Below are 24,101 nucleotides of genomic sequence, written 5' to 3' on the forward strand. Positions count from 1 at the left end.
CAATGAAAATGCCAATCCGAAGGTCAGTCTTTTTTCCGACTGATCTTCGGATTTTTTGTACTGAAATTCGTGGAGTAAATTTGATTATCAAATGAATACGTCTAGCATTAGCAACATATATTGGTTAATGGAATTTTATTACATGAAAGGGGGAGTTATGTGTTTACTCAGTTTAAATATTGGAATCCATATATCAGTCCATTTGACCCATGCCAACCAATCCTTGTCAAAAGTTATTCCACACCACCTCAACTTTATTTAGGGTTTCAGCCATCAGGATTACCTCAATATTCAACTGCTAAGGAAGCATTGCATCATGGAACTCTTTGGCCACAATTATTTAGCCCTTATCCAGATCCTCATAAAGGGAGGGATCAAATTGAGTAAGAAAATGCCTCCCGAATATTATAAACTTCTTGAGGAGATCCAGGCCAATGACTTTGTTCTGGTTGAATTAAATTTATACCTAGATACGCATCCAAATGATTATTCGGCAATTCAACAATTTAATGAAGTAGCAAAGAAGTCCATGGAGTTAAAAATTCATTTTGAGGAAAAATTTGGCCCGCTTATGCACTTTGGAAAAAGCTTCTCGAATTATCCTTGGGACTGGAAAGATTCTCCATGGCCATGGCAAGTTTAGCCAGAAGATTATGTATAGGATAAACGAATGGAGGATATAAAGAGATGTGGTATTATGAAAAGAAGCTCCAATATCCAGTAAAAGTAAGCACGTGTAATCCACGCTTAGCAAAATTTTTAATGGAACAATATGGTGGTGCCGATGGGGAATTAGCAGCTGCGCTTAGATATTTAAACCAACGTTATACGATTCCAGATAAGGTTGTAGGTCTTTTAACTGATATCGGTACAGAAGAATTTGCTCATCTTGAAATGATTGCAACAATGATTTATAAACTAACAAAAGACGCGACTCCAGAGCAATTAAAAGATGCTGGAATTGGAGATCACTATGCAAATCACGATAAAGCACTTTTTTATAATAATGCGGCGGGTGTCCCATTCACAGCTACTTACATACAAGCCAAGGGAGACCCGATTGCTGATTTGTATGAAGACATTGCTGCAGAAGAAAAAGCACGTGCAACATACCAGTGGCTTATTGATATGTCAGATGATCCATTTCTAAATGATAGTTTGAAATTCCTACGTGAACGAGAAGTAGTTCATTCTCAACGCTTTAGAGAAGCTGTAGAAATACTGAAAGAAGATCGAGATACAAAGAAGGTTTTCTAATACTGAGCCCATCTTGAATCCATTAAAAGTTTATTAAAACAGAAGAAGGATCTTTTTGATAACCTTTAAAAATGGGTGTAGGAATCATTGTGATTCTTGCACCCAATTTGTATGTTCATTTGCTTAATTGCACCCGAAAAAAGATAACTTTGTATCTATCATAGTTAGAAGCCTGTTTTAGGATTATAATTAAATTTCCTTTTTAAAAAACTATTAAGGTCAATTTTAAAATAACTGAAAATATTTACTTTCACATTCTCATTATTTGTATACGGTCCTACGAGTTTACAGGTGGCATCTACGAATAAATATCTATTAATTCATACACTGTTCTAATCTCGATTTAGGATGCAATAAACAATATACCCCTAATTCCCATCCCATTATCAACTATTTTTTTAGATAATCAATGGTATAAGTCATTTCTACCAATCTTATTCTCGCCTTTTCATCCTCTGTCCATTGAATTTGTAGTTTTTTTAAAAATAATTATTCAATTATATGAATTAGCCCAAGCCATTAAGTACGAATGTTCACAAAAGAGTAGGAATATGGAAATTCACGAAAAGAGAAGGGGGGGTTTAGGTAAGTTTCTATCAATAAAAAAGACCACAGTCAGCTTGAACGTGGGCCTTTTTTGGTGAATATTTGAATCCTATTTTAACTATTAATCTGATCTATTACTAGATAATAGGCTTTTTCGAAGAGTTCTGGGTCTGGATCTTCACCTTTTTTCTTAGGTACATCAAATTCATGAAGAAGAAAATGATGTTTTGGTTCTACATTATGTCTAGCCAATGAATGCTTGCAGCAAGCTAATGGACAGCCATCAATCGCAATGATGTCTCTTCCTGATTTAGCTGTTTTAACAAGCGGTTTTACATCCCCGCCAACACCCGCAATACAGGACATCTCAGCGACCTTTTGCCGATCCATCCTGATCGAGATCATATTAGCTGTTTGAGCAGCAGAGGAGCAGCCAGAACAAGAATATACAAGAGGTATAGTTGTTTTTGTCATCATTATTTCTCCTTTTTGATTTGATAATTTTATATATCATCTTAATATTATTTAATTTTAAAAATTGTGATATAAATCATACCTTTCGAAAATTCTAGTCTTTCTATTTTTTTATTATATTAATCGTATCAATCAAAAAAGAGCAACCTAATTTGGCTGCTCTTTTTTCAATGCAATTCATGGATACCCTGACTTATTTACTTGAAGGAGATACATTTGATTCAGGTGATGTAACACTATCATAAAAGTTAACGAATTTATCCCGATCATCACTTTTGCGATAAGCCATGGCTACACGAGGATGTTCATTTAATACTCCTGAAATCATGTAAGGAATGATGTAACCCCATTCCCACTTTTGACGCATTTCCAGCATATGTTTTTCGATAAATCCAAGAACTGGTTTGATTTCATAGTTTGATTTTTGAATGTAGCTCACCAAAAGTTCTGTATGACAGTTCCCAGCTGCACGACCCATTCCATATACAGATGAATCCATGAAGGTCACACCATTTTGTAAAGCTGATAGTGTATTAGCAAAAGCTAATTGCATGTTGTTATGAGTATGAATTCCTAACTGTTTATTCGGTAGCATTTCCTTAAACTTTTTCACTTGATGCGCAATATCAGAAGGATCAAGACTTCCGAAAGAGTCAACAATATAGACGACATCCACAGGGCTATCCTTTACCATTTCAAATGCTTTAATAAGCTGGTGCTCCGGAACACTTGATAAGGCCATAATGTTAAGTGTCGTTTCATAGCCTAGCTCGTGGAACATTTGGACAAGTTCTAATCCTTTATCGACTTCACGGGCATAACAAGCCACCCGAATCATATCAAGGATACTTTCCTCGCGTGGAAGAATATCATTTGGATCGACACGTCCGATATCAACTAGAGCAGATAGTTTCGTGAATTTTTTCTCAGGAATAATTTCTTTAAGAAAGTTATCATCAAGAAATCTCCAAGGATTAGGTTCAGAGGCATTTAGAAGTTTAGGTGAATTTTTATAACCAATCTCCATATATTCAACACCAGATTCGTTTAGACTATTATATAAGTCTTGAACAAATTCGATACTGAAATCCCAATTATTTACTAAACCGCCATCACGTATCGTACAGTCTAAAATTTTATTTTTTTGTCCCATGATTGTAACTTCCCTTCTTATTCCTAATTTGTGCAAAATGAGTATATATCTTAATATAATAAAGATTAATCTAGGAATAATCAATGAATTTGGAAAAATTAAACACAAAAATAACAAAAATTACTTAATCATTCATCTATTTATGTAGGTGTGGGATTGATAGAATCATAACTAAAAAAACCAAGGAACGATATCCTTGGTTTTTTTATCACTCTTTATTATTCCGTTAACATAATCTTCTCAAGTTGAAGAGGTTCAATGTAAGTATCGCCTTTATAAGCACGCATATTTCCACCAGAAATTTCATCAATTAAGATGATTTCATTTGTGTTTGCATCACGACCAAATTCTAATTTAATGTCGTATAAAGTTAAGCCTTTTTTTGCAAGTTCTGAAGCGACAAATTTAGAAATTTCAATTGTGCGCTGCTTTAATACCTCATACTCATCTAATGATAAAATCCCTAACATATCTAGAGCATCTGCTGAAATCGGAGGATCTTGGCGTTCGTCATCTTTAATTGTAACCTCAACAAAAGCATCTAAGTCTTGTCCTTCTTTAACATAAGCCCCGTAGCGACGCAAGAAACTTCCGACAGCTTTAAAGCGGCAAATAACTTCTAAACCATTCCCAAATACAGTTGCAGGTTTCACCGTCAACGTTGCATCATCAAAGTTAGCATCGACATAATGGGTAGGAACACCTTGTTCGTTTAATTTTGAATAGAAAAAGGAAGTCAATCGTAACCCAGCTAATCCAGCTCCATCAATCGTTAAGCCAACTGTGTTTGCACCCGGATCAAAAACACCGTTTTCTCCTGTAACATCATCTTTAAATTTTAGTAAATAGTGTCCATCCTCTAATTTGTATACGTCTTTCGTTTTACCAGTATAAATTAATTCCACTATAAAACCTCCATTTCGATTATATTCTACATTATACACGAATGTTTATTGCGGTAAAAGTAAAAAATGTTCGCGATTTAAATAACTATTATAGATATAAATGTAACAATGAATGTTTTCAGATAATTTTATGACTTAGAGTCATGATTATCTTTCCTTTTTTCCATTTTAAATAGTCTTATTTAAATTTCAAAATATACCGTTCACCAGTGTTTTTCCTATTATCATCACTCTTTACGTTTAGCTTCAGAAGAAACTCCACATATTAACCATATCGATTGCTTTCATAACAGATTGTACGAAAGGCTGGAGAGAAAAAAATGGATATGTTATATAATGCACTGCTGGTATTTGCGGCAGGATTTATCTTTTTAAAAATAACCGGTAAAAAAGCTGTTTCTCAAATGCACTCTTTTGACTTATTATACATCTTTGTTCTCACAAATATTATTAGTGACCCAGTCGAGGTTAATCATATAGGTAAAGCAATCGCTTATGCTGGAATCATTGTTCTTTTTTATAAACTATTTGTCCGTATATCATTGAATAATAAATTTCGATGGATTTTATATGAAAATCCAACCGTATTGATTCGTAATGGTGATATTGACAAAAAGGGACTTAAAAAAGTACGTATGCCAATGAATGAATTATTATCACATTTAAGAGTAAAAGGATTTACAGACACTAGAAATATCGCCATGGCTATTATGGAAGAAACAGGAAATTTAAGTGTAATTCCTAAGGCTGCCTATCGGAGCGTACAACCTAATGATTTAAATTTAAAGGTGAACAAAGAATATTTGCCTATTCCATTAATTATGAATGGTCAAATTATTGATGCTAATTTAAAATATCTACAATTAGAAACGAACTGGTTAATCAATGAGGTTGAAAAGATGGGGGAGGCTGTAAAAAATGTAATGTTAGCAACTTTATTAGACAATGGAAAGCTATATATCGATAATAATGAAATAGTCGACCATAACCATGATCCATATTACTATAATCCAGGGAAAGATAATTAATCAAAGTTTGGGTGTTAAAAAGCTTGAAAATATGGAGTGAGGGGGCATGGAATTATCTTAGTCACCTTAAAGACTTTAAGCCACTTAAAAAAAGTGGCTTTTTTAGTATTCTCTCCGTTATTTATTACCGGGAGCAGGTTGATCAACACCTTTTACCCGGTGCCGATGCCCATCATTTTCTGAAGTATAAAAATCATAATAATGAACATGCATACCATTCCCCACTGGAATAGCTGGTCCTGAATTGGCTCGATAGTAATGGCTGTGCCCATTTTCAAATACGACATAACCTTCTGTGTAATGAATATGATTTCCATCTTGAGTTTGGATCGGGGGAGAAGTAACATCCAAACACTGATGAACATGCCCAGCATCTACAGATGTATAGTCAACAGATCCATGATTATGATGAGGCACAAACCCCGGTGTGAACTCATCTTTTCCTATTCTTTCCATACCAACACCTCAATTTAAAAAGTTAAAGGATTAAGAATGTTTCATCGAAGATATATGCAGGAAAACAGTGATTGATTCCAATATAAACTTCTTTAAATCAGTTAAGAGCGAAAATCTATAGGCAAAAGCCTGCTCTTTTTTTATGGGGATACATACACTATTCTTGAAACCAATGGGGTAAAAAGCACCAAAACGAAGGTAGGGAGGAAATGTTGGTATGTCCGCAAACTTAATGGAAGCTGCAATGTATTTTGAAAAGGTTTTTCGTGAGTGCAATGAATATAAAAATTTACAAAGAGTTAGTAAAGAATTAAATAAAGATCCACAAGCCAAACAGCTTTTTAATCAAGTGAGCCTGTTAAATTCACAATTGCAGCAAAAACAAATGATGGGGCAGGAAATTAGAGAGCAAGAAGTGGCCGCAATACAAAATTTGGAGGCGGCTGCCCAGCAAAATGAAAAGATTAAACGCTTAATGGAAGCAGATTACAAAGTTAATCTGCTGATGGCGGAATTAAATAAAATCATATCAAAACCATTGGATGAATTGTACGGTCAAATCGTGGAAACAGGGGTATAAAATATTCCTAAAATTCTAATTATATTAGGCGCTTATCTATTCAGTTTATGGCATAGACACATACACTAGGTGTGAAATGATTTAAAGTTGTTAGGTTCAAAGGGTAAAAATAAAGGAGATAAATAAAAAAGAATAACTAGGAGGATTAAAATATGTACAGTGAACTTGAGCCTGTTCAAATACATGAGGGTGAGGAAAGAATTTTTGGCAGACGTCCATTCGGATTTGGGAGACCATTTGGCTTTGGGAGACCATTCGGATTCGGAAGACCATTCTTTGGAAGACCATTTTTCGGAAGACCATTTTTTGGTGGACCGTTTGGTTTTGGCGCTCCATTTTTAGGCGGACTTGCAGGAGGATTATTATTGGGCAGTGCGTTGGGTGGCTTTGGTTACCCGTATGGATATGGGTATGGTTATGGCTATCCGTATTATGGATATGGGTATGGTTACCCGTATGGATATGGATATGGATATCCAATCTACTATTAATGAAAACTCATATTCCATTTTTTCTGTATAAAAAATAAATCGTAAAATAGCTCAGTGCAGACTGGGCTATTTTTTATCCCCATAAAACAATTAGTAAAATATAAAAAAGCGCCATGAATAAATCTATGATTAATCGACCGAACTACTCATACATTGTTATAGTATATCAAGTGGGGGTGACCTAGTGAATATAATTGGGAAAAGCGTCATTCGGAAAGATGCCTATGAAAAAGTTACCGGAAGGGCAAAGTACACATCAGATGAATTAGCGGGACCGACGCTTCATGCAAAAATGGTCACAAGTCCGTATGGACATGCGAAAATTGTTTCCATTGATGTAACAGAAGCAAAAAAAATACATGGAGTCAGAGCCATTCTTTTAGGAAGTCGTGATTTGCCTTTAACGGGGGAGGAAATTAGAGATCGTCCTCCACTTGCTGTTGACAGAGTTCGATACCACGGTGAACCCGTCGCTCTTGTTGTTGCGGATAGCTTTCTCTTAGCGAAAAAAGCAGCGGATGCTATCCATGTAGAGTATAAGCTTTTACCAGTACTGAATTCCCCATCAGAAGCTCTTAAATCAGATGCACCGCTCCTTCATGATAATCTAGCTTCTTATGAAAAATTAGGCACCGCTTATCCTGTACCTCACACAAATATTTCGAATGTAACCAAAATTAGAAAAGGGGACATAAAGAAAGGGTGGTCGATGAGTGACGTCGTTGTAGAAGGGACATACTCTTTTTCTCCGTCTAGTCATGCTGCCATGGAAACGCGAAGCGCGACAGCAGAAATCGATCCAGAAGGTTATATTCATATCACCACATCCTCGCAAGCCCCGTTTATGGTGAAAAGGTTGCTTAGTATATACTTTCAAATTGAGATGGGGAAAATTATCGTGGAAACTCCTTTTGTTGGTGGTGCGTATGGGGGAAAGGCGCCAATACAGTGGGAAATTTTAGCATATCTTGCGTCACAAGCGGTTGGGGGAAGACGAGTAAAAATCGTTTATACAAGAGAAGAAGACTTAACGACCGCTCCTTGTCATGTTGGACTAGAAGCGACCGTTAAACTTGGATGTACTGTCGATGGAATGATCCAGGCAGCAGAAATCTTGTACCTATTTGATGGTGGTGCTTATTCGGATAAGGCCATCGATGTAAGTCGGGCTGGAGGCGTCGATTGTACAGGTCCCTACAATATTGGTAATGTTTGGTGTGACTCACTCTGTGTATATACAAACCATCCTTATGGCAGTCCTTTTCGGGGATTTGGACATTCAGAGGTCTTGTTTGCATTTGAACGGACGATGGATATGCTGGCAGACAAATTAGAGATAGACCGACTCGAATTACGAAAAAAGAATGCGATTCTACCTGGACATACAACGCCCACACAAGTGTTGCTGAACAAGAGTAATGTTGGCAATTTACCCGCTTGTATTGAGCGGTTAAAAGAAATAATCCACTGGGAGCAGGGACAAATTAAGGAGATCGATGAAAGAAGAATAAGAGTAAAAGGAATTGCCTGTAGCTGGAAAACTTCTACCATTGATCCTGATGCAAGTTCAGGTGTGATCCTAACGTTTAATAAAAATGGAAGTGTTAACTTAATCTCAGGTGTGATCGAAATCGGAACAGGAACAAAGACGGTACTTGCACAAATTCTTGCACAACGCTTACAAATAGGGATTGATAGAGTCCATGTGAAAATGAAAATTGACACGCAAACGACACCTGAACATTGGAAAACGGTGGCCAGCCGCGGCACGTTTATGGCCGGAAGAGCGGTTTTGGAAGCGGCAGATGATGTTATACGTCAGATAAAGGCAATCGCGGCCTGCGTTCTTAGAGTTTCAACAGAAGATCTAGTTGTAGCATACGAACGGGTATTTTTAAGAGATGATCCTAAAATTGGACTAGATTTTAAAGAGGTTGTGTATGGATATAAATTTCCAAATGGCAATTCAATTGGTGGTCAAATTGTCGGCTATGGTAATTATATACTAAGGCGGATGACTTCTTTAGACCCAGAAACTGGGGCAGGACAGCCAGGACCAGAATGGACGGTTGCGGCTCATGCTGTAGAGGTAGAGTATGACAAAAGAGATTTTACTTATAAGCTACTTCAAGCCGTTACAGTAGTTGATATTGGGGCAGTATTAAATGATATGACTGCACGCGGGCAGGTAATGGGTGCCATGAGTATGGGGTTAGCCTTTGCAGGGAGAGAAACTTTTGTTTTCGATGATTTAGGTCGAGTGCTAAATCCACAGTTACGTACTTATCGACCGATTCATTATGGGGAAAATCCTCATTATCAAGTTGAATTTGTAACAACTCCACAAATGGATGCGCCGTATGGTGCCAGAGGTGTTGGAGAACATGGACTATTAGGGATGCCAGCCGCTCTTGCTAATTGTTTAAGTATCGCGGCTGGTGTTGAGTTGAATCAACTTCCATTGACCCCAGAATTATTATGGAGATATAAAGTGGGCGAGGCTTAATCTTTATAATTGGATGTTAAATGCAAGATTTTTCTATTCCTATTCTATATCTGTAGGGGAAGTTAAACTATCAGTATAAAGATCCACAAACAAGGAACCATTGGTTGTAATCACAGCGTATTGGATTTCCTTTACTTGGAGTTTTCTTTGCTTTAATTGTTGATCGAGCCATTGTTTTGTAAATGGCTCCTTTAAATTTTTTTCAATAGCAGCACCATCCATAATCAGCTCGATTGGGAGGATTTGACCAGATTGAATAGTATCCGGGAAGATATCTTTTTTTACAATAGGCTGATATTGATCCTTTTTAAGCACGGATAGTTTACCGCTTACTTCTAAAACAGCATACTCAACCTCAGTAATATCAAAGATTCCCTGCTCTCTTAAATGTTGATTCAAATCATCCAATGTATACTTTATTTTTTTCATATTAGAATCTAAAATTCTTCCCTGCTCAATGATAACGGAAGGTCGTCCTGATAACCACTTTCTTATTATTCTGCTGTGGGAAGAAATGTACGAAAAGATAAAATAAATACATATGAGTGACAGGAAAGCGGTTAACATTGGGAAAAAGTTAAGTTTATAATCAAATCCCATGTTAGCAATAAAGGAACCAATTGTAATGGCTAAGGCAAAATTATAATGATTAAGATTAGCGTTCACTTGTTTTCCAAGCCATAAAGTAACAATCATTAAAATTAAAAAAGAAACGATTGTACGTATAATTGGAATCCATAAATGATCCACTTTCTTCACCTTCCTTAATCTTAAAAGGAGTCTTATCGATAAGATTTATTCAAAGTTATCATTGACCATTATGCTTGAAACAATTCTTTCAATTGAAATGTGTATTGTTATGCTTATTCGCAGAGTAAAGGAGGCATGAGATGATGGCTGTAAAAATATATTAGATTGGTATGTAAGATTTATTTGGAACACTTGATGCAAAGAAGCCGAGCGAAGTAAGCACACTAATTTGTTTTAAAATAAAAAAGCAAGGTGGTTATCAAATGGGTTCAGTTGACTTAAGTACTTATGCAAATACCCGTAGAATTCAATCATTTGAATATGAACCACATGGAAAAAGAATCAGTTTTATTTCTGATTGGAAAGGATCGCCTCAGGTTTGGGAATACGAAATAGGAAGCAGAATGGTACAGTCTTCCATTATGCAAGATGGGATAACGTTTATAAAATACGTGGATGAAACATCAGATTTAATTATAGGGATGGACGAATCCGGAAATGAAAGGGTTCAATTATTCATACTAAAGAAGACTGGAAAATTAATTCCTTTAACCAATTCTCCACAGCACGTTCATTTATATGGAGGCAGTTCTCCGGATGGAAAATGGATTGCCTGGTCCAGTAACCGACGAGAGCCGGCTTTTTTTGATATTTATTTACAGAATATTGAAACATTGGAAACTCACCTTGTTTTTGCTCATGACGGACAATATACGGTTGAAAAATGGTTTCCTGACGGGAAATCATTATTGGTTAGTAGAACAAACTCTGCCCTTGATAATGATCTAGGTGTTTTATCTCTTTTAACCGGTGAAATGAAATGGATAACAGAACATTCAGGGGAGGCTGCTTTTAGGAATATCCATTTTAATCAAAAGGGAGATCATTTATATCTATTATCAAATAAAGACCGAGAATTTTATGGCCTTGCCTGCATCGATTTGCGCACCTTTCAGTTTACATGGCTAGAACAGGGCGATTGGGACTTTGAGGGATTAGCCATGAATAAACAAAAAAATTTGTTAGCTTTTACGATTAACGAAGCTGGGATATCCAAAGGTTGTTTGCTAGATTTAAGGGTCAGTACTCTACAAACATGGGAGACACCCATGGGAGTGATTAGAAATCTAAGATTTTCACCAGATAATGATAGACTGCTCTTTTTATTAAATGGACCTGCTCATCCACCTAAAATTTGGGAACTGAACCTTCATACTCATACAGTTGATACACATTTATCCGTTTCGAAAGTTTCCTCACTTGAAAAAAAATTAGTGGAGCCGGTACCCATTTATTATCGCTCTTTTGACAATTTACTCATCCATTCCTTTTTCTACAAGCCGAAAAATGCAGAAAAGAGATTTCCAGTAGTGATTTATCTTCATGGAGGTCCAGAAAGTCAGAGCCGTGCTACTTTTAATCCTCTAATGCAATATTTACTAAACATCGGGTATGCCGTGTTAACACCCAATGTCCGAGGTAGTACCGGGTTTGGAAAAACGTATACCCATCTTGATGATGTTCGGAATCGGATGGATGCGTTGAAGGATTTGATTTTTTCAGTAGATTGGATAAAACGGGAAACGAATGCTGATCCTGACAGGATCGCGGTAATGGGCGGAAGCTATGGAGGATTTATGGTGCTTGCTGCCATCAGCCACTATCCTAAACTGTGGGCAGCTGCTATTGATATCGTAGGGATGTCAAGCCTTCGTTCGTTTCTGAAAACAACAAGTCCTTGGCGAAAGAAGAACAGAGAGAAAGAATATGGAACGGTAAAAGAAGATGGTGAATTTTTTGATAAGATTGATCCATTACATTATACCGACCATATAGAATCTCCACTTTTGGTCGTCCATGGGGTTAATGACCCGCGAGTACCTATTCGAGAATCAGAGCAGATGGTTGAAAAATTGAAAAAGCGTAACCATCCCGTTGAGTTTATCCGAATTGAAGATGAGGGACATACGCTAGAAAAAGAAACAAATAAGTTATTTGTCTATCGCAGTGCAGTAGACTTCCTTGAAAAATATTTGAAACCAAATCGATTCTCCGACACTGAAGATATTAAATAAAGGGATATACAGGATAAGTAGTAAAATGTCAAAACAAGCATAACAAGAAAAATATTGATTCTTCTTTCCAAATCACCTACATACAATAAAGGTGAAATGACTGAAGGAGGCGACAAAATGGAACAACCATTTTTCGATGAAAGAAGTATGGGATATGGAACCCAACCAGGTTACGGCATGGGACACGGGGGATATCCAGGTTATGGCATGGGACATGGAGGATACCCAGGTTACGGCATGGGACATGGAGGATATCCAGGTTATGGCATGGGACACGGAGGATATCCAGGTTATGGCATGGGACATGGAGGATACCCAGGTTACGGCATGGGACATGGAGGATATCCAGGTTATGGCATGGGACACGGAGGATATCCAGGTTATGGCATGGGACACGGAGGATATCCAGGTTATGGCATGGGACATGGAGGATATCCAGGTTATGGCATGGGACATGGAGGATATCCAGGTTACGGCATGGGACATGGAGGATACCAAGGCTATGGCACAGGTCAAGGAGGCTATCCGAGTTACGGAACTAGTACTCAGCCATCACAGCAAACTTATGGGCAACAACCAGGGCGCGACGATTACGATTTATAGACAAAAATAAAAATCAACGGGTAAATATGAAAATAAAAATAAAAAGTTTGTGAATGAAAATTAACGAATAATATTTTTGTTTACGAAAATATGTAGGTTGAGAAAATGGGTTCGTTCTATTTATGCATAATAGAGGTTTAATTGACCATTGATAAAGTAAAAAATGAAGCTCAGGGTTAAAGTAAACTGAGCTTTTTTTACTTTTTTCATATTTCAGAAGAAGGAGATGGCGTGGGCTTGATTTCATATGATTTTGAATATTACCTTCCCTTATCAATGAAAGAAGCGGTCCAATTATACAAAGATTTACATGAGAGAGGAAAAGAACCTATTTACTATTCAGGTGGAACAGAAATCATTACGCTCGGAAGATTGAATGTTGTAAAGACCAGGGCTATCATTGATATTAAACAGATACCAGAGTGTAGAACATTTCAGATTCAACAGTCGAATTTGTTTACGGGTGCAGCCATACCATTGACGGTAATCGAAGAGACCAATTTATTTCCCTTATTAAGCAAAACCGTTAGTGAAATTGCCGATCGGACCGCTAGAAATAAAATTACAGCTGGTGGGAACATTTGCGGTCAAATTTTCTATCGGGAAGCTGTCCTGCCATTTCTATTATCAGATAGTCAAATGGTGATTGCTGGCTCAAGTGGGATCAGGACCGTTTTCATAAATGAAATCTTTAACGAGAAGCTATTATTAGAGCCTGGGGAGTTACTCGTTGGAATTAAAACGGAACAAAGATTTTTAGATATGCCATTCGTCAGTATTAAAAGAAGAAGGCAATGGAATACAGGCTACCCACTTATCACCGTTGCGGCTCTTAAAGTTAATGGGGAAATCAGAATAGCAATAAGTGGGTTGACTACATATCCATTTCGTTCTAAGCAAATGGAGGAACAACTCAATAATAAGGAATATTCTTTGAATCATAGAATTGATGAGGCAGTCCAGTCTTTAAAGGTACCTCCTTTGGATGATTCAGAAGGCTCCTTCCAATATCGGTTATTCGTATTAAAAAATATACTTCATGAAGTGTTTCAGCAATTAGAAGGGGAGGCGTAAGACCTTGGCTGATAAATTAAGAGTAAGGACGAACTTGATGGTCAATGGAGAAGAACAGAGAGTTTCTTTCCGCTATGCTGATATACTGTTAGATGTATTGCGTTATCAATTAGGACTTACAGGTGCCAAGCCCGGTTGCTTAAATGGTGATTGCGGTGCTTGTACAGTAAATATCAATGGGATTGTACAAAAATCATGCTTAACATTGGCAATTGAGGCCGTGGGTAAAGATATCCTTACCATAGAAGGGCTTAATTCTCCCATTCAAGGTGCTTTCGTTGATCATTTTGCTTTTCAGTGTGGATATTGCACGCCAGGATTTATTATGAATTGCCATTCCTTATTAAAGAATCGTAAAAATCCTTCAAACGATGAAATTACGAAATGGCTAGAATCTAATATATGCCGCTGTACGGGCTATACGGAGATAGAGCATGCAGTTAAAGTTGCGTTGCATTCAGTGAAAAATGGGAGTGATGGATATTAAGAATCTTTAATAAATATATCCCATATGAATACACTAGTAGCTCAAGCAAAAAATAGGACTAAAAAGATGACAAGAGCTTAGCTATTTAGTCCTATATTGTTTTTCAACATTATTGTTTATTAATAAAAACTTGCACCGATGATGATAAGCAGGATGAATAATACTACGATCAGTGCAAATCCCCCTCTGAAACCATAACCTCCATAACCATAACCGTATCCTCCGCAACCACAACCATATCCAAACATACTTTCCTTCCTCCTTTCTTATTAGATATATATATATGAATCTATTCCCAACGTGGATGGGTATTAGCCCATTATATATAAAAGATTTTATAAATGAAGGGAAAGGTAAGAGACTATTGAAATGAATAATCGCTCATTTGTACTAGAAACGACCTGACCAGAACTGAGTTCATTAAGTATGAAAATAACAACATTTATATTCACATTCCATTATTAGACCGGTACAGGAACCTATAGACAGCATATCGCATATAGTACAGATAAGATACATGATAGAAAGGTGTTTATTAAAATGCCGTCAGTTGTCATTAATTTACATTACTTAAAGATTAATAGTATCTCAGGGAATGGTTCGATTACAATAGGCGAGGCATCTTACAACAGTCCAACAGCCTATAACAAATCACAAGGATTGAATGCATCATATGGTGATACATCACCAACAGAAGCTATCATGGAAAATTTATTAAATGATCCTGATGTGAATGATCAAACAAATATTGGAAATGTAGATAATGCTTATGTTAAACCAATAAAGCCACCGCCAGTACAACCCATTTAGATATCAAATAGGAAAACTTTCTGTTCCAATTGCGCCTATCTCACGAACAATCGAAGTCCTGAAGAAATGAATTTGGGGCTTCTTTTTTACTGGAAAAAGTTTCATGGATTTACAAATATGAACATGAATGCTGATTTTATTTCATACTATATTTTGGGGGTGGGAGAATGGCAAGAATCGCATACCGAAGTTCAGATGTTGATTTAATGGCAAGGATGATGAGAGCAGAAGCAGAGGGAGAAGGAAAACAAGGAATGCTTTATGTGGGAAATGTCATTGTCAACCGTGTTATTGCAGATTGTACGGACTTTAATGAATTGAGAACGGTTGAACACGTCATTTTTCATGTACAAGGAGGAAATTACTCTTTTGAAGCGGTTCAAAAAGGCAATGTGTTTTATCAAAGAGCAAGAGAATCTGAAAGAAGATTAGCTAAACAAAATTTGGATTATTGGAGGGAACACCCAGCAAAATATGCCCTTTGGTATTTTAATCCATATGGTCCATGTCCTCCAACATGGTATGATCAACCTTTTACAGGACAATTTAAACAACATTGTTTCTATGAACCGGCTCCTGGAACATGCGATAGTGTTTATAGTGGATGATAAGTTGTATTTAAACAGGAAACAGAAAAGCGCATCTTTTTTCTGGATACGCTTTTTTCTGTTATAATTTAAAGGTTTATTTGGTGGGGAATATCCGCCCTTAATTTTTTTGCCAGTTTCTGATAAAAGTCGTGGGATTCTACTAATTCTTCATGTGTTCCAGATCCAGTGATCGTACCTGCTTCAAGAACAACAATTTGATCCGCATCCATAATCGTTGACAGTCGGTGTGCGATAATAAGCGTAGTTCTGCCAGCCATTAACTTTTTTAATGCAAGCTGAACAAGTAACTCAGATTCACTATCAAGATTTGAAGTCGCTTCATCTAATAAAAGAATATGAGGGTCACGAATCAACGCCCGTGCAATCGCAATCCGTTGCCGTTGCCCACCAGATAGTTTCACTCCTCGTTCTCCAACCTCTGTATCAAAACCTTGTGGAAGATTTTGAATAAAATCAAACGCGTGAGCAAATATAGCTGCTTGTTTTAATTCCTCATCTGTTACGGTTCTATCAATTCCATAAATAATGTTGTCTTTAATACTTCCTGACATTAAGGGGCTTTCCTGTGAAACATAACCAATTTGACTACGCCATGATTTGAGATCAAATTGTGCAATATTTATATCACCTAACAAAATGTATCCTTTATCAGGCTGATAAAATCGTTCAAGGAGTGAAAATAATGTAGTTTTACCACTTCCACTTGGCCCTACAAAGGCAGTCGTTTTCCCGTATGGAATTTGTAAGTTCACATCTTTAATAATAGGGGTATCGTGGTAGGAAAAAGTTAGTTGGCGATACTCAATATTTTGTACAGGGTTAACAACACAGAATTGATCTTGAGAGGATTCCTCATCAATACGAAGAATGCCTTGTATTCGTTCTGTAGCTCCAATCGCTTTTTGAAAAGCCGTAAAAAAAGAGGCGAGTTGGGTAAAAGGGACAACGATTTGAAACATGTAAATAATAATCGCAACCAAAGCGCCTGCTGTTAATGCTCCTGAAGCGACCTGCACGCCGCCATATCCGATTAGAATAACAAGCACAAGCATCATCACAAATGTCATAAAAGGAGAGATAACAGCGAGTACTTTCGCTTCTTTTAACCCATATTGAAATAATTGGCGTATTCGTTTTTTCCCATTCTTCATTTCAGATTCTTCCGCATGATATGCTTTCACTAGACGAATGTCAGTTAGAACCCTTCCTAAATCACCCGAAAAGTTGGCTAATTCATCTTGTGTGTTTAAAGAAATTTTGTACATTTTTTGTCCAAGTGGAAAAATAACCAAAATCGCTAAAGGAACGGAAATAATCATGATTAACGTCATTTTCCAATCAATCATGAAAAGAAGTATAACAGAACCAACGACTGAGATCATCCCTGTAATAAAGGTAATGAAATGACTTGTAATCAAATCTTTTACGGTATTGGTATCTTGTGTCATTCGACTCATCGTGTCACCAGATTGGTGCTCATCAAAGTAAGAAACAGGTAGCCTTAAAATCTTTTTCCATAGCCGTTGTCTGATGGAGGCTACAACCGATTCTCCCATAAAGGCCATAAAAAAGAAGGAAAAGCCAGATGAAATCGTTTGGATAAGAAAGGTAAAGGCAAGAAGTAAAATTATAGAAACTTCTAGAGAAGCATCCGCTAACCCGTCAACAAGTGACATTGTCAAAATCGGCACAAATAAACCAGCGGCTGTTTCTAGTAAACTTAAAATACAAGCCACCACCAAAATCCACTTTGGAAAAGAAGTTTCTTTTAATAATTGCCAAAAATGATACGCGTTAAAAGTTGAAGTTTTATCCTTTATTTTCATTAAAACTCACACCTCTCTTTGACATATAAATCTCCATAACTTGTGAAACCCATTCCTCTTCTTCTTTTGTAAAAGGGGATGGAAATAACTTTGGATCGTCCTCCACCTCAATACCTGTGTCCATTATCTCCTGGGTGAGTGATAATATATCGCCGTATATTTCCTGAGATAATGTAAAGAATTGTTCGATAATCGTTTGAACATGTTGACTTGCAGGGTCCTGCCCAAAGGCTTGTTTAAGTAATCCGAAGACCACCGCCGCTTCTTTGTTCAGTTCTCTTTGTTTTTCCTCTGAAATGTTGTACATTTGTTCGATGACTTCTTCTTGAAGGTATTCTTTTAACCATTCTTTATGTTCCTTTTCCATCCGTATATTATTGATTAGAGAAATAAAAATAGAAGAATCGATCATCTTGTGATCCTCAAAAATTTCTAAAGCATGATCTAGTGCACGAATCACCCTTTCAATTTGTTCTTTCTTTTCAACCATTTCTTGTCTTTGAAAAGAAAGAGATTTTTTTAAATCCCAATCTTTTAAATGAATAAATTCGTTAATTTCTTCTAATGAATACCCAAGAAATTTTAACGATACAATTTTTTGTAATTGTATAATATGGTCATCACCATAGTATCTTCGACCAGATGCTGAAATTTCAGCAGGGGTTAGGAGCCCAATTTTATCATAATAATGAAGTGTTCGAATCGTTGTTCCTGTTTTCTTAGCAAACTCCCCAATGGAATAGCTTTTAGTCATTATATTTTCCTCCCGATCATGTTTAACTCTATTGTAAAACCTAACGTAACGTCAGAATCAAGGTAATTTTTTTAGATACTTATAGAATGTCAGAATGAGCATTGATCTGTGCATAAAACAACCTGCCACTTTTTTAATGAGGCTTAAATCGGTATGATTAATATAGAAACGTTTAACTTCATTCAGTCAAAGTCCTCCACTATTAAACTTAAGGCATGAATATCAAAAGGCTTTCAGATTTAATGAGGTTCAAATCCGAGCTGAATGAAGTTGAGACTCTGGCGGATGCCGCGGATTTTTTAAGTATTTGATAGAGTGTGCTAGATAAAAATCAAGGGGCAAATTCGACGGGTGAAATTGATTGAGAAGAGGAAGATAGAATGCCATTAGAAATTGTACGTAATGATATTACAAAGATGAAAGTAGATGCAATTGTGAATGCTGCAAATACGAAACTACAAATGGGAGGAGGCGTATGTGGAGCCATTTTTCGATCAGCTGGCGAAAGGGAGTTGCAGGAAGTGTGTGATAAAATGGGGGGATGCAAAGTAGGTGAAGCCGTAATTACCCCCGGATTTAGGCTAGTTGCCAAATGGGTTATCCATACTCCTGGACCTATATGGCAAGGTGGCTTAAATCAAGAAGCAGAATTGTTAAAGGCTTCTTATAAAAATTCGTTGGAATTGGCAAAAAAACATCAATGTCAATCAATCGCTTTTCCATTAATCTCAACTGGCATTTATGGTTATCCAAAGGAGGAAGCCTTACAAATTGCTGTTTCGACCATAAGTTCCTTTCTATTTCAATACGATATGAAGGTGTATTTAGTCATTTTTGATAAAAACTCCTTTGGATTAAGTGAAAAATTATTTTCTTCGGTTCATCAATATATTAACGAAAATTATGTAGAGGAAATGGAAAGTACATTTCAACGGAATCGATCAGAAGAACGCTATAGACTAGAATCATTTCAAGATGTCCAAATGGATGTGAAGGATGTAGAGGAAAGTACTTCGTTACGAAGTGTCCTAAACCAACTAGATGAATCGTTTGCGGAGCGGTTGTTTCGTATCATTGATGAAAAAGGAATGACAGATGTCGATGTGTATAAACGAGCAAATATGGACCGGCGCTTATTCTCGAAAATCCGAAACGGAGTCGATTATTCACCAAAAAAGAAAACAGTTATTGCTTTAGCGATTGCCCTTCAATTAAATCTTGAAGATACGATTGATTTATTAGAAAAGGCTGGGTATGCTTTGTCACACAGTCATAAATTTGACGTCATTATTGAATTTTTCATCAAACAAGAAAAGTATGATATTCATGAAATCAATGAAGCTTTATTTGCTTTTGATCAACCGCTACTCGGCGCTTAATAAATGTCGCTTTCAAAGCGACCTATTCTTTTCATTATCTTGTTATTCTTATTTTAACAAGAAAACGAGAGGATGATCAGAATGATAAAGAATAAAACGGAATTAGTGTTTATATTAGATAAAAGCGGTTCAATGGGAGGTCTTGAAGAGGATACCATAGGTGGGTTTAATGCAATGTTAAAGAAACAACAAAAAGATGTGGGAGAAGCTTTTGTAACGACGATATTATTTGATCATAATTATGAGTTATTACACGATCAAATCCCTGTTAAAGGAGTATCACTCATGACCGAAAAGGATTATGAAGTAGGAGGGTCAACTGCATTATTAGATGCGATTGGTTTCGCTATTCAAAAAATGGTTCGTGTACAGAAAAGTACTCGTGGTGAAGAACAAGCGGAAAACATTCTATTTGTGATCACAACCGATGGAATGGAGAATGCGAGTAAAGAATTCACATCAGAAGGAATTAAAAAAATGGTCCAGCATCAAAAACAGAAATACGGATGGGAGTTTATTTTTCTAGGGGCCAATATTGATGCCATTTCAACTGCATCTCAATTTGGTATCCATGAGGACTTTGCTGTGGATTATCATGCAGACCGTGAAGGGACTCTATTAAATTATGAAGCTGTAAATGAAGTCGTTACAAATCTTCGTATTGGAAAAAAAAATATCGATCGAACATGGAAAAGGGGAATTGAAAGTGATTATATTCGCCGTGAAAGGCATTAATGTTCCTAATTAAATGGAATTAAAATGGAATAAAACAGCTATATAGATAGCTGTTTTATCTCATTTTAACTATCATTATACTGAAAAAATCCCAAAAGGTAATGGCAGAGGTCTTACTGCTATTAAAGAGAAACGTAGTCTAAAAATGACTGTGGAAACGTCTGGCTGATTAGAAAGCCGAGACCACAATTACTTATCTACAGTGGATAAAAAAAACTCACTAACATGAGATTTTTTTTATAGCAATATGCTTAAATATTTTTCAAAATTAACACCTTCAACTTCAGGAATGTTCTCCGAAGCGGAATCCTTAATGGATTCTGTAAGGAATTTTACTGCAAGCTGAACAGCCTCTTCTAAATTCTGGCCACGCATCAAACTCCCCATGATCACAGCTGCAAATAAATCACCCGTACCAGAATAACTTTTTCCATTATAAGGCATCAAATAATGAAAAGTTTTATTTTTATTCAAATACATATTTCCGATCAATTGCGTATCACCAGGTTCTGTCGGTGGGTTAATTCCCGTAATAATCACCTCAGCATTTGTATCTTGCTGTAATCTATTTCCAGCTTCTTCAACTGCTTTTAAATAATCTTTTTCATTGGTATAGCTATGTAATTTCTCATAAGAAGTTCTAGTTAGCAAACAGCACTCCGTCACATTCGGCGTAATCACATCCGCTTTGTTAACAAGTTCCCCCATTAGTACTGGTAATTCTTCTGTAAACATTTTATATACTTCACCTGAATCGCCCATTACGGGATCGACGAGTAATAGAGTTTCTTTTGTATAAAACCGATCTAAAAAATGAAAAATATTTTTTATCTGCTCTTCTCCCGTAACAAAGCCAGTAGATATTCCATCAAAAGTAATATTTAACTTGCTCCATTCATCCGTAAAATGGTTCATTTTTGAGGTGAAATCTTCACAAAAAAAACTTGGATAACCTGTTTGGGCAGTAAGTACAGCCGTTGGCAGGGGGCAAGCTTGTACTCCCATAACAGATAAAACCGGAATAGCAGCAGTTAATGAACATTTTCCAAAAGATGATAAATCTTGTATGACAGCAACTTTTTTCATCATAACCTCCAAAATCAATGCACCTAACTTTATTACTACATCTTAACATAAAATTGAATGGTCGAAAATTATAATCCAATGAACCGAGATATGTGGGTTTGGATTTTCTCACTAGATTTCTCCAACCTTAACCCGAACTATTTAACAAGCTTGTCAGTATCAAAAAAATATGGACTGATTTATTTCAAAAAAATGGCGCTTTTTTTATAACCAGCCTAGTGATAAAATCATAGAAAAATTAAATAAGGAAGGTTTATGGACATGCAAAATATGCAAAATTCACAAAGTTACCCAAAAGCTGGTCAAAAAACGCATGATTTGATTATGACGGCCATGCTTGTTGCACTCGTTTTTCTAGCAACTTTTTTCCTAAATATTAAATTACCCATTTCGGTAAATGGGGGATTGGTTCATCTAGGGACGGCTATGCTATTTATTGCTTCGATTTTGTTTGGACCCAAAAAAGGAGCTCTTGCAGGTGCAATTGGAATGGGGTTATTTGATTTAGTTGGAGGTTGGGTGATATGGGCACCCATTACCATTGTGGCACGTGGATTACAAGGCTATATTGTTGGTAAAATTGCCTGGTCAAAAGGTCGTAAAGGAAGTAGTCTTGCCTTGAATATTGCGGCTACACTTATTTCCACTCCTGTGATGATCGCAATCTATTACTTTGGAGAAGTGATTTTATACGGTAACTGGATTGTTCCTTTAACATCGATTCCTGGGGATCTACTTGCGAGTGCAATTGGAATGATCGTTGCTCTTCCGGTTTGTGTGGCTTTGAAAAAAGTTCCTTATTTTAAATAGAACTAGGGCAAAATTGGATATGCAGTCCCAATACTGTGGAGAAAAGTAAAATAGTATTTGAAATTACAATAAAAAGGAATAGATTTAGCAAAATGAAACGCATGGGGATCCCCATGCGTTTCATTTTGCTTGTTTTGTCTAATGTCATTTTAACATTTAGGTTCTAATTTCTCCGGACATTGAGTACGTAGTATCATAACCTTATTTTTCATGATTTCCGGACACTGTGCATGTTGTTTGCTCTGATTTTGTTTCATTAGTTGGGCTCGATATTCGTCGATGTTACAAGGCTTAAATGCACCTAAATTTGGAGAGGTTTTTTATAATATCCAGAAATGCACATTTATAAATCGCATTAAGAAAAATGATGTTGTTTAATCCCATTTTTCTTTGTCCAAACATAAGTCAAAACGAAACAACTTAATAAGATAATCGCGCCGAATGTAAATGGAATATCCCTATGCCAATCAAATAACGTTCCAGCTAAAGCAGGACCAATCATATTTCCTAAACTCATATAGGCATTATTCATCCCAGCTGCATAACCTTGTTCTCTGCCAGCTGTTTTTGAAATAATGGTATTAACGGCAGGTCGGATTAAGATAGTTGCAATGGTAAATAGGGTTGCAACAAACAAAATAAGGGAATATGTTCTGACAAATAATAAGCCGTAAAGGCTAAATGCAGCAACAATTAAACTAACCATAATAATATTCATTTCGCCGAATCGGGTAATTAATTTATTAATAGCAAAACCTTGTATAATGACACCAACGAAACCGCCGACAGTCATAATAATGGCAATATCACTTGGAGTGTAATCGAATTGATATGTTAAGTACATCGTTAAGGTTGATTGGTAATTGGCTATTCCAAAAGAAAATACAAATACAACGATTAATAAAACAAAATAGCTCGTTTTAAAGGAGCGCGCCATTTGTTCCCATAAATTCTCTCTTTTCGTAGACACCTCCTGTATGACTGGTTTGACCACTGGAAGGACTATAAAAGATAGGATCCCTGCTAGGATCGTCACGCCACCTGCAAAGTAGAAAGGAAAGTGAACATTCACAGTCGATAAGAAACCACCAATCCCAGGACCTATCATAAAGCCTAAGGAAATGGCTGCACCAATCCAACCCATAGCTTTCCCACGTTCGGCTTTTGTTGAAATATCGGCAGCATAGGCCATAACAGGAGGAACGATAAAGGCTGACCCGAATCCTGTGATAAAACGACTAACATAAAGCATCCAGAGTTCGGTAGATAAACCCATAGCAATTTGTGAAAGCCCATTAACGACAAGACCAAACACGATTAAATTTTTTCGACCATGACGGTCTGATAAATTGCCAGCAACAGGAGAAAAAATAAATTGAGCAAAAGCCATAATCGCAATGATAAAGCCCAAAGCTTGCCCAGCGGCCCCAAACGTTTTTAAATATGCCGGCATAATCGGGATGACTAGGCCAACTCCACTAAAAGTAAGAAACATATCAAAAATTAAAATAAACATTGCAATCTTTTTAGAAAATTTCATCCGTATAACTCTTTCTGTTGTATTTTTATATGACATCTCATTATATCGCTGATTAACACGTTTCACAATTAAAAGGAGCTTTACTTTTGTTCCAATAATATACATAAGAAATAACCGCATTAATAAGATTTAATAAAAAGAAGGAGATAACAACATCATTGAAGA

25 protein-coding genes and 1 pseudogene are annotated in these 24,101 nt (G+C 36.5%); 16 read left to right on the forward strand and 10 right to left on the reverse strand.

The genetic code is table 11. The features are described 5' to 3' along the window. The first annotated feature begins 159 nt into the window (after window positions 1-159). From Q5760_RS13175 to Q5760_RS13185, 3 genes are read left to right on the forward strand one after another with little or no spacing between them, the layout of a single operon-like run. Window positions 160-387, forward strand: a complete 228-nt coding sequence (locus tag Q5760_RS13175; protein WP_428908107.1) for a spore coat associated protein CotJA — start codon at window positions 160-162, stop codon at window positions 385-387. A gap of 4 nt (window positions 388-391) precedes the next feature. Then, window positions 392-643 carry a spore coat protein CotJB gene (locus Q5760_RS13180; protein WP_428912574.1) on the forward strand — a complete coding sequence of 84 codons (252 nt, stop codon included), beginning with the start codon at window positions 392-394 and terminating at the stop codon, window positions 641-643. A 44-nt stretch (window positions 644-687) separates the two neighbouring features. Beyond that, a complete protein-coding gene (locus tag Q5760_RS13185) occupies window positions 688-1,257 on the forward strand; it encodes a manganese catalase family protein (RefSeq protein ID WP_428908108.1) in 570 nt (189 codons plus the stop codon). 660 nt (window positions 1,258-1,917) lie between these two features. Here the strand turns inward: Q5760_RS13185 and Q5760_RS13190 are convergent. The 3 genes from Q5760_RS13190 to Q5760_RS13200 form a co-directional block, all read right to left on the reverse strand. Next, complete coding sequence (locus Q5760_RS13190) at window positions 1,918-2,277, reverse strand: putative zinc-binding protein (RefSeq protein ID WP_428908109.1); 360 nt, start codon at window positions 2,275-2,277, stop codon at window positions 1,918-1,920. A 193-nt stretch (window positions 2,278-2,470) separates the two neighbouring features. Then, window positions 2,471-3,430 (reverse strand): aldolase catalytic domain-containing protein, encoded by a 960-nt coding sequence (locus Q5760_RS13195; protein ID WP_428908110.1) that lies wholly within the window; start codon window positions 3,428-3,430, stop codon window positions 2,471-2,473. Window positions 3,431-3,648: 218 nt separating this feature from the next. Next, window positions 3,649-4,335, reverse strand: a complete 687-nt coding sequence (locus tag Q5760_RS13200) for a phosphoribosylaminoimidazolesuccinocarboxamide synthase (RefSeq protein ID WP_428908111.1) — start codon at window positions 4,333-4,335, stop codon at window positions 3,649-3,651. 320 nt (window positions 4,336-4,655) lie between these two features. Between Q5760_RS13200 and Q5760_RS13205 the strand changes: the two genes are divergently transcribed. Further along, the gene (locus Q5760_RS13205; RefSeq protein WP_428908112.1) at window positions 4,656-5,363 is read left to right on the forward strand and encodes a DUF421 domain-containing protein; all 708 of its coding nucleotides are present in this window, start codon (window positions 4,656-4,658) and stop codon (window positions 5,361-5,363) included. Window positions 5,364-5,480: 117 nt separating this feature from the next. Here the strand turns inward: Q5760_RS13205 and Q5760_RS13210 are convergent, their stop codons facing one another. After that, the gene (locus Q5760_RS13210) at window positions 5,481-5,819 is read right to left on the reverse strand and encodes a YmaF family protein (RefSeq protein ID WP_428908113.1); all 339 of its coding nucleotides are present in this window, start codon (window positions 5,817-5,819) and stop codon (window positions 5,481-5,483) included. Between the two features lie 232 nt (window positions 5,820-6,051). Between Q5760_RS13210 and Q5760_RS13215 the strand changes: the two genes are divergently transcribed. From Q5760_RS13215 to Q5760_RS13225, 3 genes are all read left to right on the forward strand, one after another. After that, window positions 6,052-6,399, forward strand: coding sequence for a YlbF family regulator (locus tag Q5760_RS13215; RefSeq protein ID WP_428908114.1), 348 nt, complete (start codon window positions 6,052-6,054; stop codon window positions 6,397-6,399). A gap of 152 nt (window positions 6,400-6,551) precedes the next feature. Beyond that, complete coding sequence (locus Q5760_RS13220) at window positions 6,552-6,890, forward strand: hypothetical protein (RefSeq protein ID WP_428908115.1); 339 nt, start codon at window positions 6,552-6,554, stop codon at window positions 6,888-6,890. Window positions 6,891-7,074: 184 nt separating this feature from the next. Next, window positions 7,075-9,396 (forward strand): xanthine dehydrogenase family protein molybdopterin-binding subunit, encoded by a 2,322-nt coding sequence (locus Q5760_RS13225; RefSeq protein ID WP_428908116.1) that lies wholly within the window; start codon window positions 7,075-7,077, stop codon window positions 9,394-9,396. Between the two features lie 39 nt (window positions 9,397-9,435). On the opposite strand, the gene Q5760_RS13230 is transcribed toward Q5760_RS13225, so the two are convergent. After that, window positions 9,436-10,146 carry a DUF421 domain-containing protein gene (locus Q5760_RS13230; RefSeq protein ID WP_428908117.1) on the reverse strand — a complete coding sequence of 237 codons (711 nt, stop codon included), beginning with the start codon at window positions 10,144-10,146 and terminating at the stop codon, window positions 9,436-9,438. Window positions 10,147-10,409: 263 nt separating this feature from the next. On the opposite strand from Q5760_RS13230, the gene Q5760_RS13235 reads away from it, so the two are divergent. From Q5760_RS13235 to Q5760_RS13250, 4 genes are all read left to right on the forward strand, one after another. Continuing rightward, entirely contained in the window at window positions 10,410-12,221 is a 1,812-nt protein-coding gene (locus Q5760_RS13235) for a S9 family peptidase (RefSeq protein WP_428908118.1), read from the forward strand. 117 nt (window positions 12,222-12,338) lie between these two features. Further along, window positions 12,339-12,824: a hypothetical protein gene (locus tag Q5760_RS13240; protein WP_428908119.1), complete on the forward strand. Its 486-nt coding sequence runs from the start codon at window positions 12,339-12,341 to the stop codon at window positions 12,822-12,824. A gap of 237 nt (window positions 12,825-13,061) precedes the next feature. Further along, complete coding sequence (locus Q5760_RS13245; protein WP_428912575.1) at window positions 13,062-13,898, forward strand: FAD binding domain-containing protein; 837 nt, start codon at window positions 13,062-13,064, stop codon at window positions 13,896-13,898. Between the two features lie 37 nt (window positions 13,899-13,935). Beyond that, a complete protein-coding gene (locus tag Q5760_RS13250; protein WP_428912576.1) occupies window positions 13,936-14,385 on the forward strand; it encodes a (2Fe-2S)-binding protein in 450 nt (149 codons plus the stop codon). A 119-nt stretch (window positions 14,386-14,504) separates the two neighbouring features. On the opposite strand, the pseudogene Q5760_RS13255 reads toward Q5760_RS13250, so the two are convergent. Further along, window positions 14,505-14,585 (reverse strand): annotated as a pseudogene (locus tag Q5760_RS13255) (YjcZ family sporulation protein); the annotation flags it as partial. A 340-nt stretch (window positions 14,586-14,925) separates the two neighbouring features. On the opposite strand from Q5760_RS13255, the gene Q5760_RS13260 reads away from it, so the two are divergent. Beyond that, entirely contained in the window at window positions 14,926-15,195 is a 270-nt protein-coding gene (locus Q5760_RS13260; RefSeq protein WP_428908120.1) for a spore germination protein, read from the forward strand. Window positions 15,196-15,362: 167 nt separating this feature from the next. Beyond that, the gene (locus Q5760_RS13265) at window positions 15,363-15,803 is read left to right on the forward strand and encodes a cell wall hydrolase (protein WP_428908121.1); all 441 of its coding nucleotides are present in this window, start codon (window positions 15,363-15,365) and stop codon (window positions 15,801-15,803) included. Between the two features lie 68 nt (window positions 15,804-15,871). Here the strand turns inward: Q5760_RS13265 and Q5760_RS13270 are convergent, their stop codons facing one another. Further along, complete coding sequence (locus tag Q5760_RS13270; protein ID WP_428908122.1) at window positions 15,872-17,632, reverse strand: ABC transporter ATP-binding protein; 1,761 nt, start codon at window positions 17,630-17,632, stop codon at window positions 15,872-15,874. Continuing rightward, window positions 17,616-18,386 carry a MerR family transcriptional regulator gene (locus Q5760_RS13275; RefSeq protein ID WP_428908123.1) on the reverse strand — a complete coding sequence of 257 codons (771 nt, stop codon included), beginning with the start codon at window positions 18,384-18,386 and terminating at the stop codon, window positions 17,616-17,618. The genes Q5760_RS13270 and Q5760_RS13275 overlap by 17 nt, the downstream gene beginning before the upstream one ends. A 380-nt stretch (window positions 18,387-18,766) precedes the next feature. Between Q5760_RS13275 and Q5760_RS13280 the strand changes: the two genes are divergently transcribed. Together Q5760_RS13280 and Q5760_RS13285 are read left to right on the forward strand one after the other, a co-directional pair. Then, window positions 18,767-19,765, forward strand: coding sequence for a macro domain-containing protein (locus tag Q5760_RS13280; RefSeq protein ID WP_428908124.1), 999 nt, complete (start codon window positions 18,767-18,769; stop codon window positions 19,763-19,765). An 81-nt stretch (window positions 19,766-19,846) separates the two neighbouring features. Further along, window positions 19,847-20,500: a vWA domain-containing protein gene (locus Q5760_RS13285; RefSeq protein ID WP_428908125.1), complete on the forward strand. Its 654-nt coding sequence runs from the start codon at window positions 19,847-19,849 to the stop codon at window positions 20,498-20,500. Between the two features lie 237 nt (window positions 20,501-20,737). Here the strand turns inward: Q5760_RS13285 and Q5760_RS13290 are convergent, their stop codons facing one another. Beyond that, entirely contained in the window at window positions 20,738-21,586 is an 849-nt protein-coding gene (locus Q5760_RS13290) for a pyridoxamine kinase (RefSeq protein WP_428908126.1), read from the reverse strand. Between the two features lie 270 nt (window positions 21,587-21,856). On the opposite strand from Q5760_RS13290, the gene Q5760_RS13295 reads away from it, so the two are divergent. Continuing rightward, on the forward strand, window positions 21,857-22,396 hold the full coding sequence (locus Q5760_RS13295) for an ECF transporter S component (protein WP_428908127.1): 540 nt from the start codon (window positions 21,857-21,859) through the stop codon (window positions 22,394-22,396). Window positions 22,397-22,751: 355 nt separating this feature from the next. On the opposite strand, the gene Q5760_RS13300 is transcribed toward Q5760_RS13295, so the two are convergent. Then, a complete protein-coding gene (locus tag Q5760_RS13300) occupies window positions 22,752-24,056 on the reverse strand; it encodes an MFS transporter (protein WP_428908128.1) in 1,305 nt (434 codons plus the stop codon). Between the last annotated feature and the right edge of the window lie 45 nt (window positions 24,057-24,101).

This window comes from Niallia sp. Kr1 (assembly GCF_050389805.1).
Lineage (GTDB): Bacteria > Bacillota > Bacilli > Bacillales > Cytobacillaceae > Bacillus_BD.

Coding starts and splice junctions, on each gene's coding strand:
- Q5760_RS13180 (WP_428912574.1), top strand. CDS start 392: ATGCCTCCCGAATATTATAAACTTCTTGAGGAGATCCAGGCCAATGAC.
- Q5760_RS13185 (WP_428908108.1), top strand. CDS start 688: ATGTGGTATTATGAAAAGAAGCTCCAATATCCAGTAAAAGTAAGCACG.
- Q5760_RS13190 (WP_428908109.1), bottom strand. CDS start 2,277: ATGACAAAAACAACTATACCTCTTGTATATTCTTGTTCTGGCTGCTCC.
- Q5760_RS13195 (WP_428908110.1), bottom strand. CDS start 3,430: ATGGGACAAAAAAATAAAATTTTAGACTGTACGATACGTGATGGCGGT.
- Q5760_RS13205 (WP_428908112.1), top strand. CDS start 4,656: ATGGATATGTTATATAATGCACTGCTGGTATTTGCGGCAGGATTTATC.
- Q5760_RS13210 (WP_428908113.1), bottom strand. CDS start 5,819: ATGGAAAGAATAGGAAAAGATGAGTTCACACCGGGGTTTGTGCCTCAT.
- Q5760_RS13215 (WP_428908114.1), top strand. CDS start 6,052: ATGGAAGCTGCAATGTATTTTGAAAAGGTTTTTCGTGAGTGCAATGAA.
- Q5760_RS13220 (WP_428908115.1), top strand. CDS start 6,552: ATGTACAGTGAACTTGAGCCTGTTCAAATACATGAGGGTGAGGAAAGA.
- Q5760_RS13235 (WP_428908118.1), top strand. CDS start 10,410: ATGGGTTCAGTTGACTTAAGTACTTATGCAAATACCCGTAGAATTCAA.
- Q5760_RS13240 (WP_428908119.1), top strand. CDS start 12,339: ATGGAACAACCATTTTTCGATGAAAGAAGTATGGGATATGGAACCCAA.
- Q5760_RS13250 (WP_428912576.1), top strand. CDS start 13,936: ATGGTCAATGGAGAAGAACAGAGAGTTTCTTTCCGCTATGCTGATATA.
- Q5760_RS13260 (WP_428908120.1), top strand. CDS start 14,926: ATGCCGTCAGTTGTCATTAATTTACATTACTTAAAGATTAATAGTATC.
- Q5760_RS13265 (WP_428908121.1), top strand. CDS start 15,363: ATGGCAAGAATCGCATACCGAAGTTCAGATGTTGATTTAATGGCAAGG.
- Q5760_RS13270 (WP_428908122.1), bottom strand. CDS start 17,632: ATGAAAATAAAGGATAAAACTTCAACTTTTAACGCGTATCATTTTTGG.
- Q5760_RS13275 (WP_428908123.1), bottom strand. CDS start 18,386: ATGACTAAAAGCTATTCCATTGGGGAGTTTGCTAAGAAAACAGGAACA.
- Q5760_RS13280 (WP_428908124.1), top strand. CDS start 18,767: ATGCCATTAGAAATTGTACGTAATGATATTACAAAGATGAAAGTAGAT.
- Q5760_RS13285 (WP_428908125.1), top strand. CDS start 19,847: ATGATAAAGAATAAAACGGAATTAGTGTTTATATTAGATAAAAGCGGT.
- Q5760_RS13290 (WP_428908126.1), bottom strand. CDS start 21,586: ATGAAAAAAGTTGCTGTCATACAAGATTTATCATCTTTTGGAAAATGT.
- Q5760_RS13295 (WP_428908127.1), top strand. CDS start 21,857: ATGCAAAATTCACAAAGTTACCCAAAAGCTGGTCAAAAAACGCATGAT.
- Q5760_RS13300 (WP_428908128.1), bottom strand. CDS start 24,056: ATGCGGTTATTTCTTATGTATATTATTGGAACAAAAGTAAAGCTCCTT.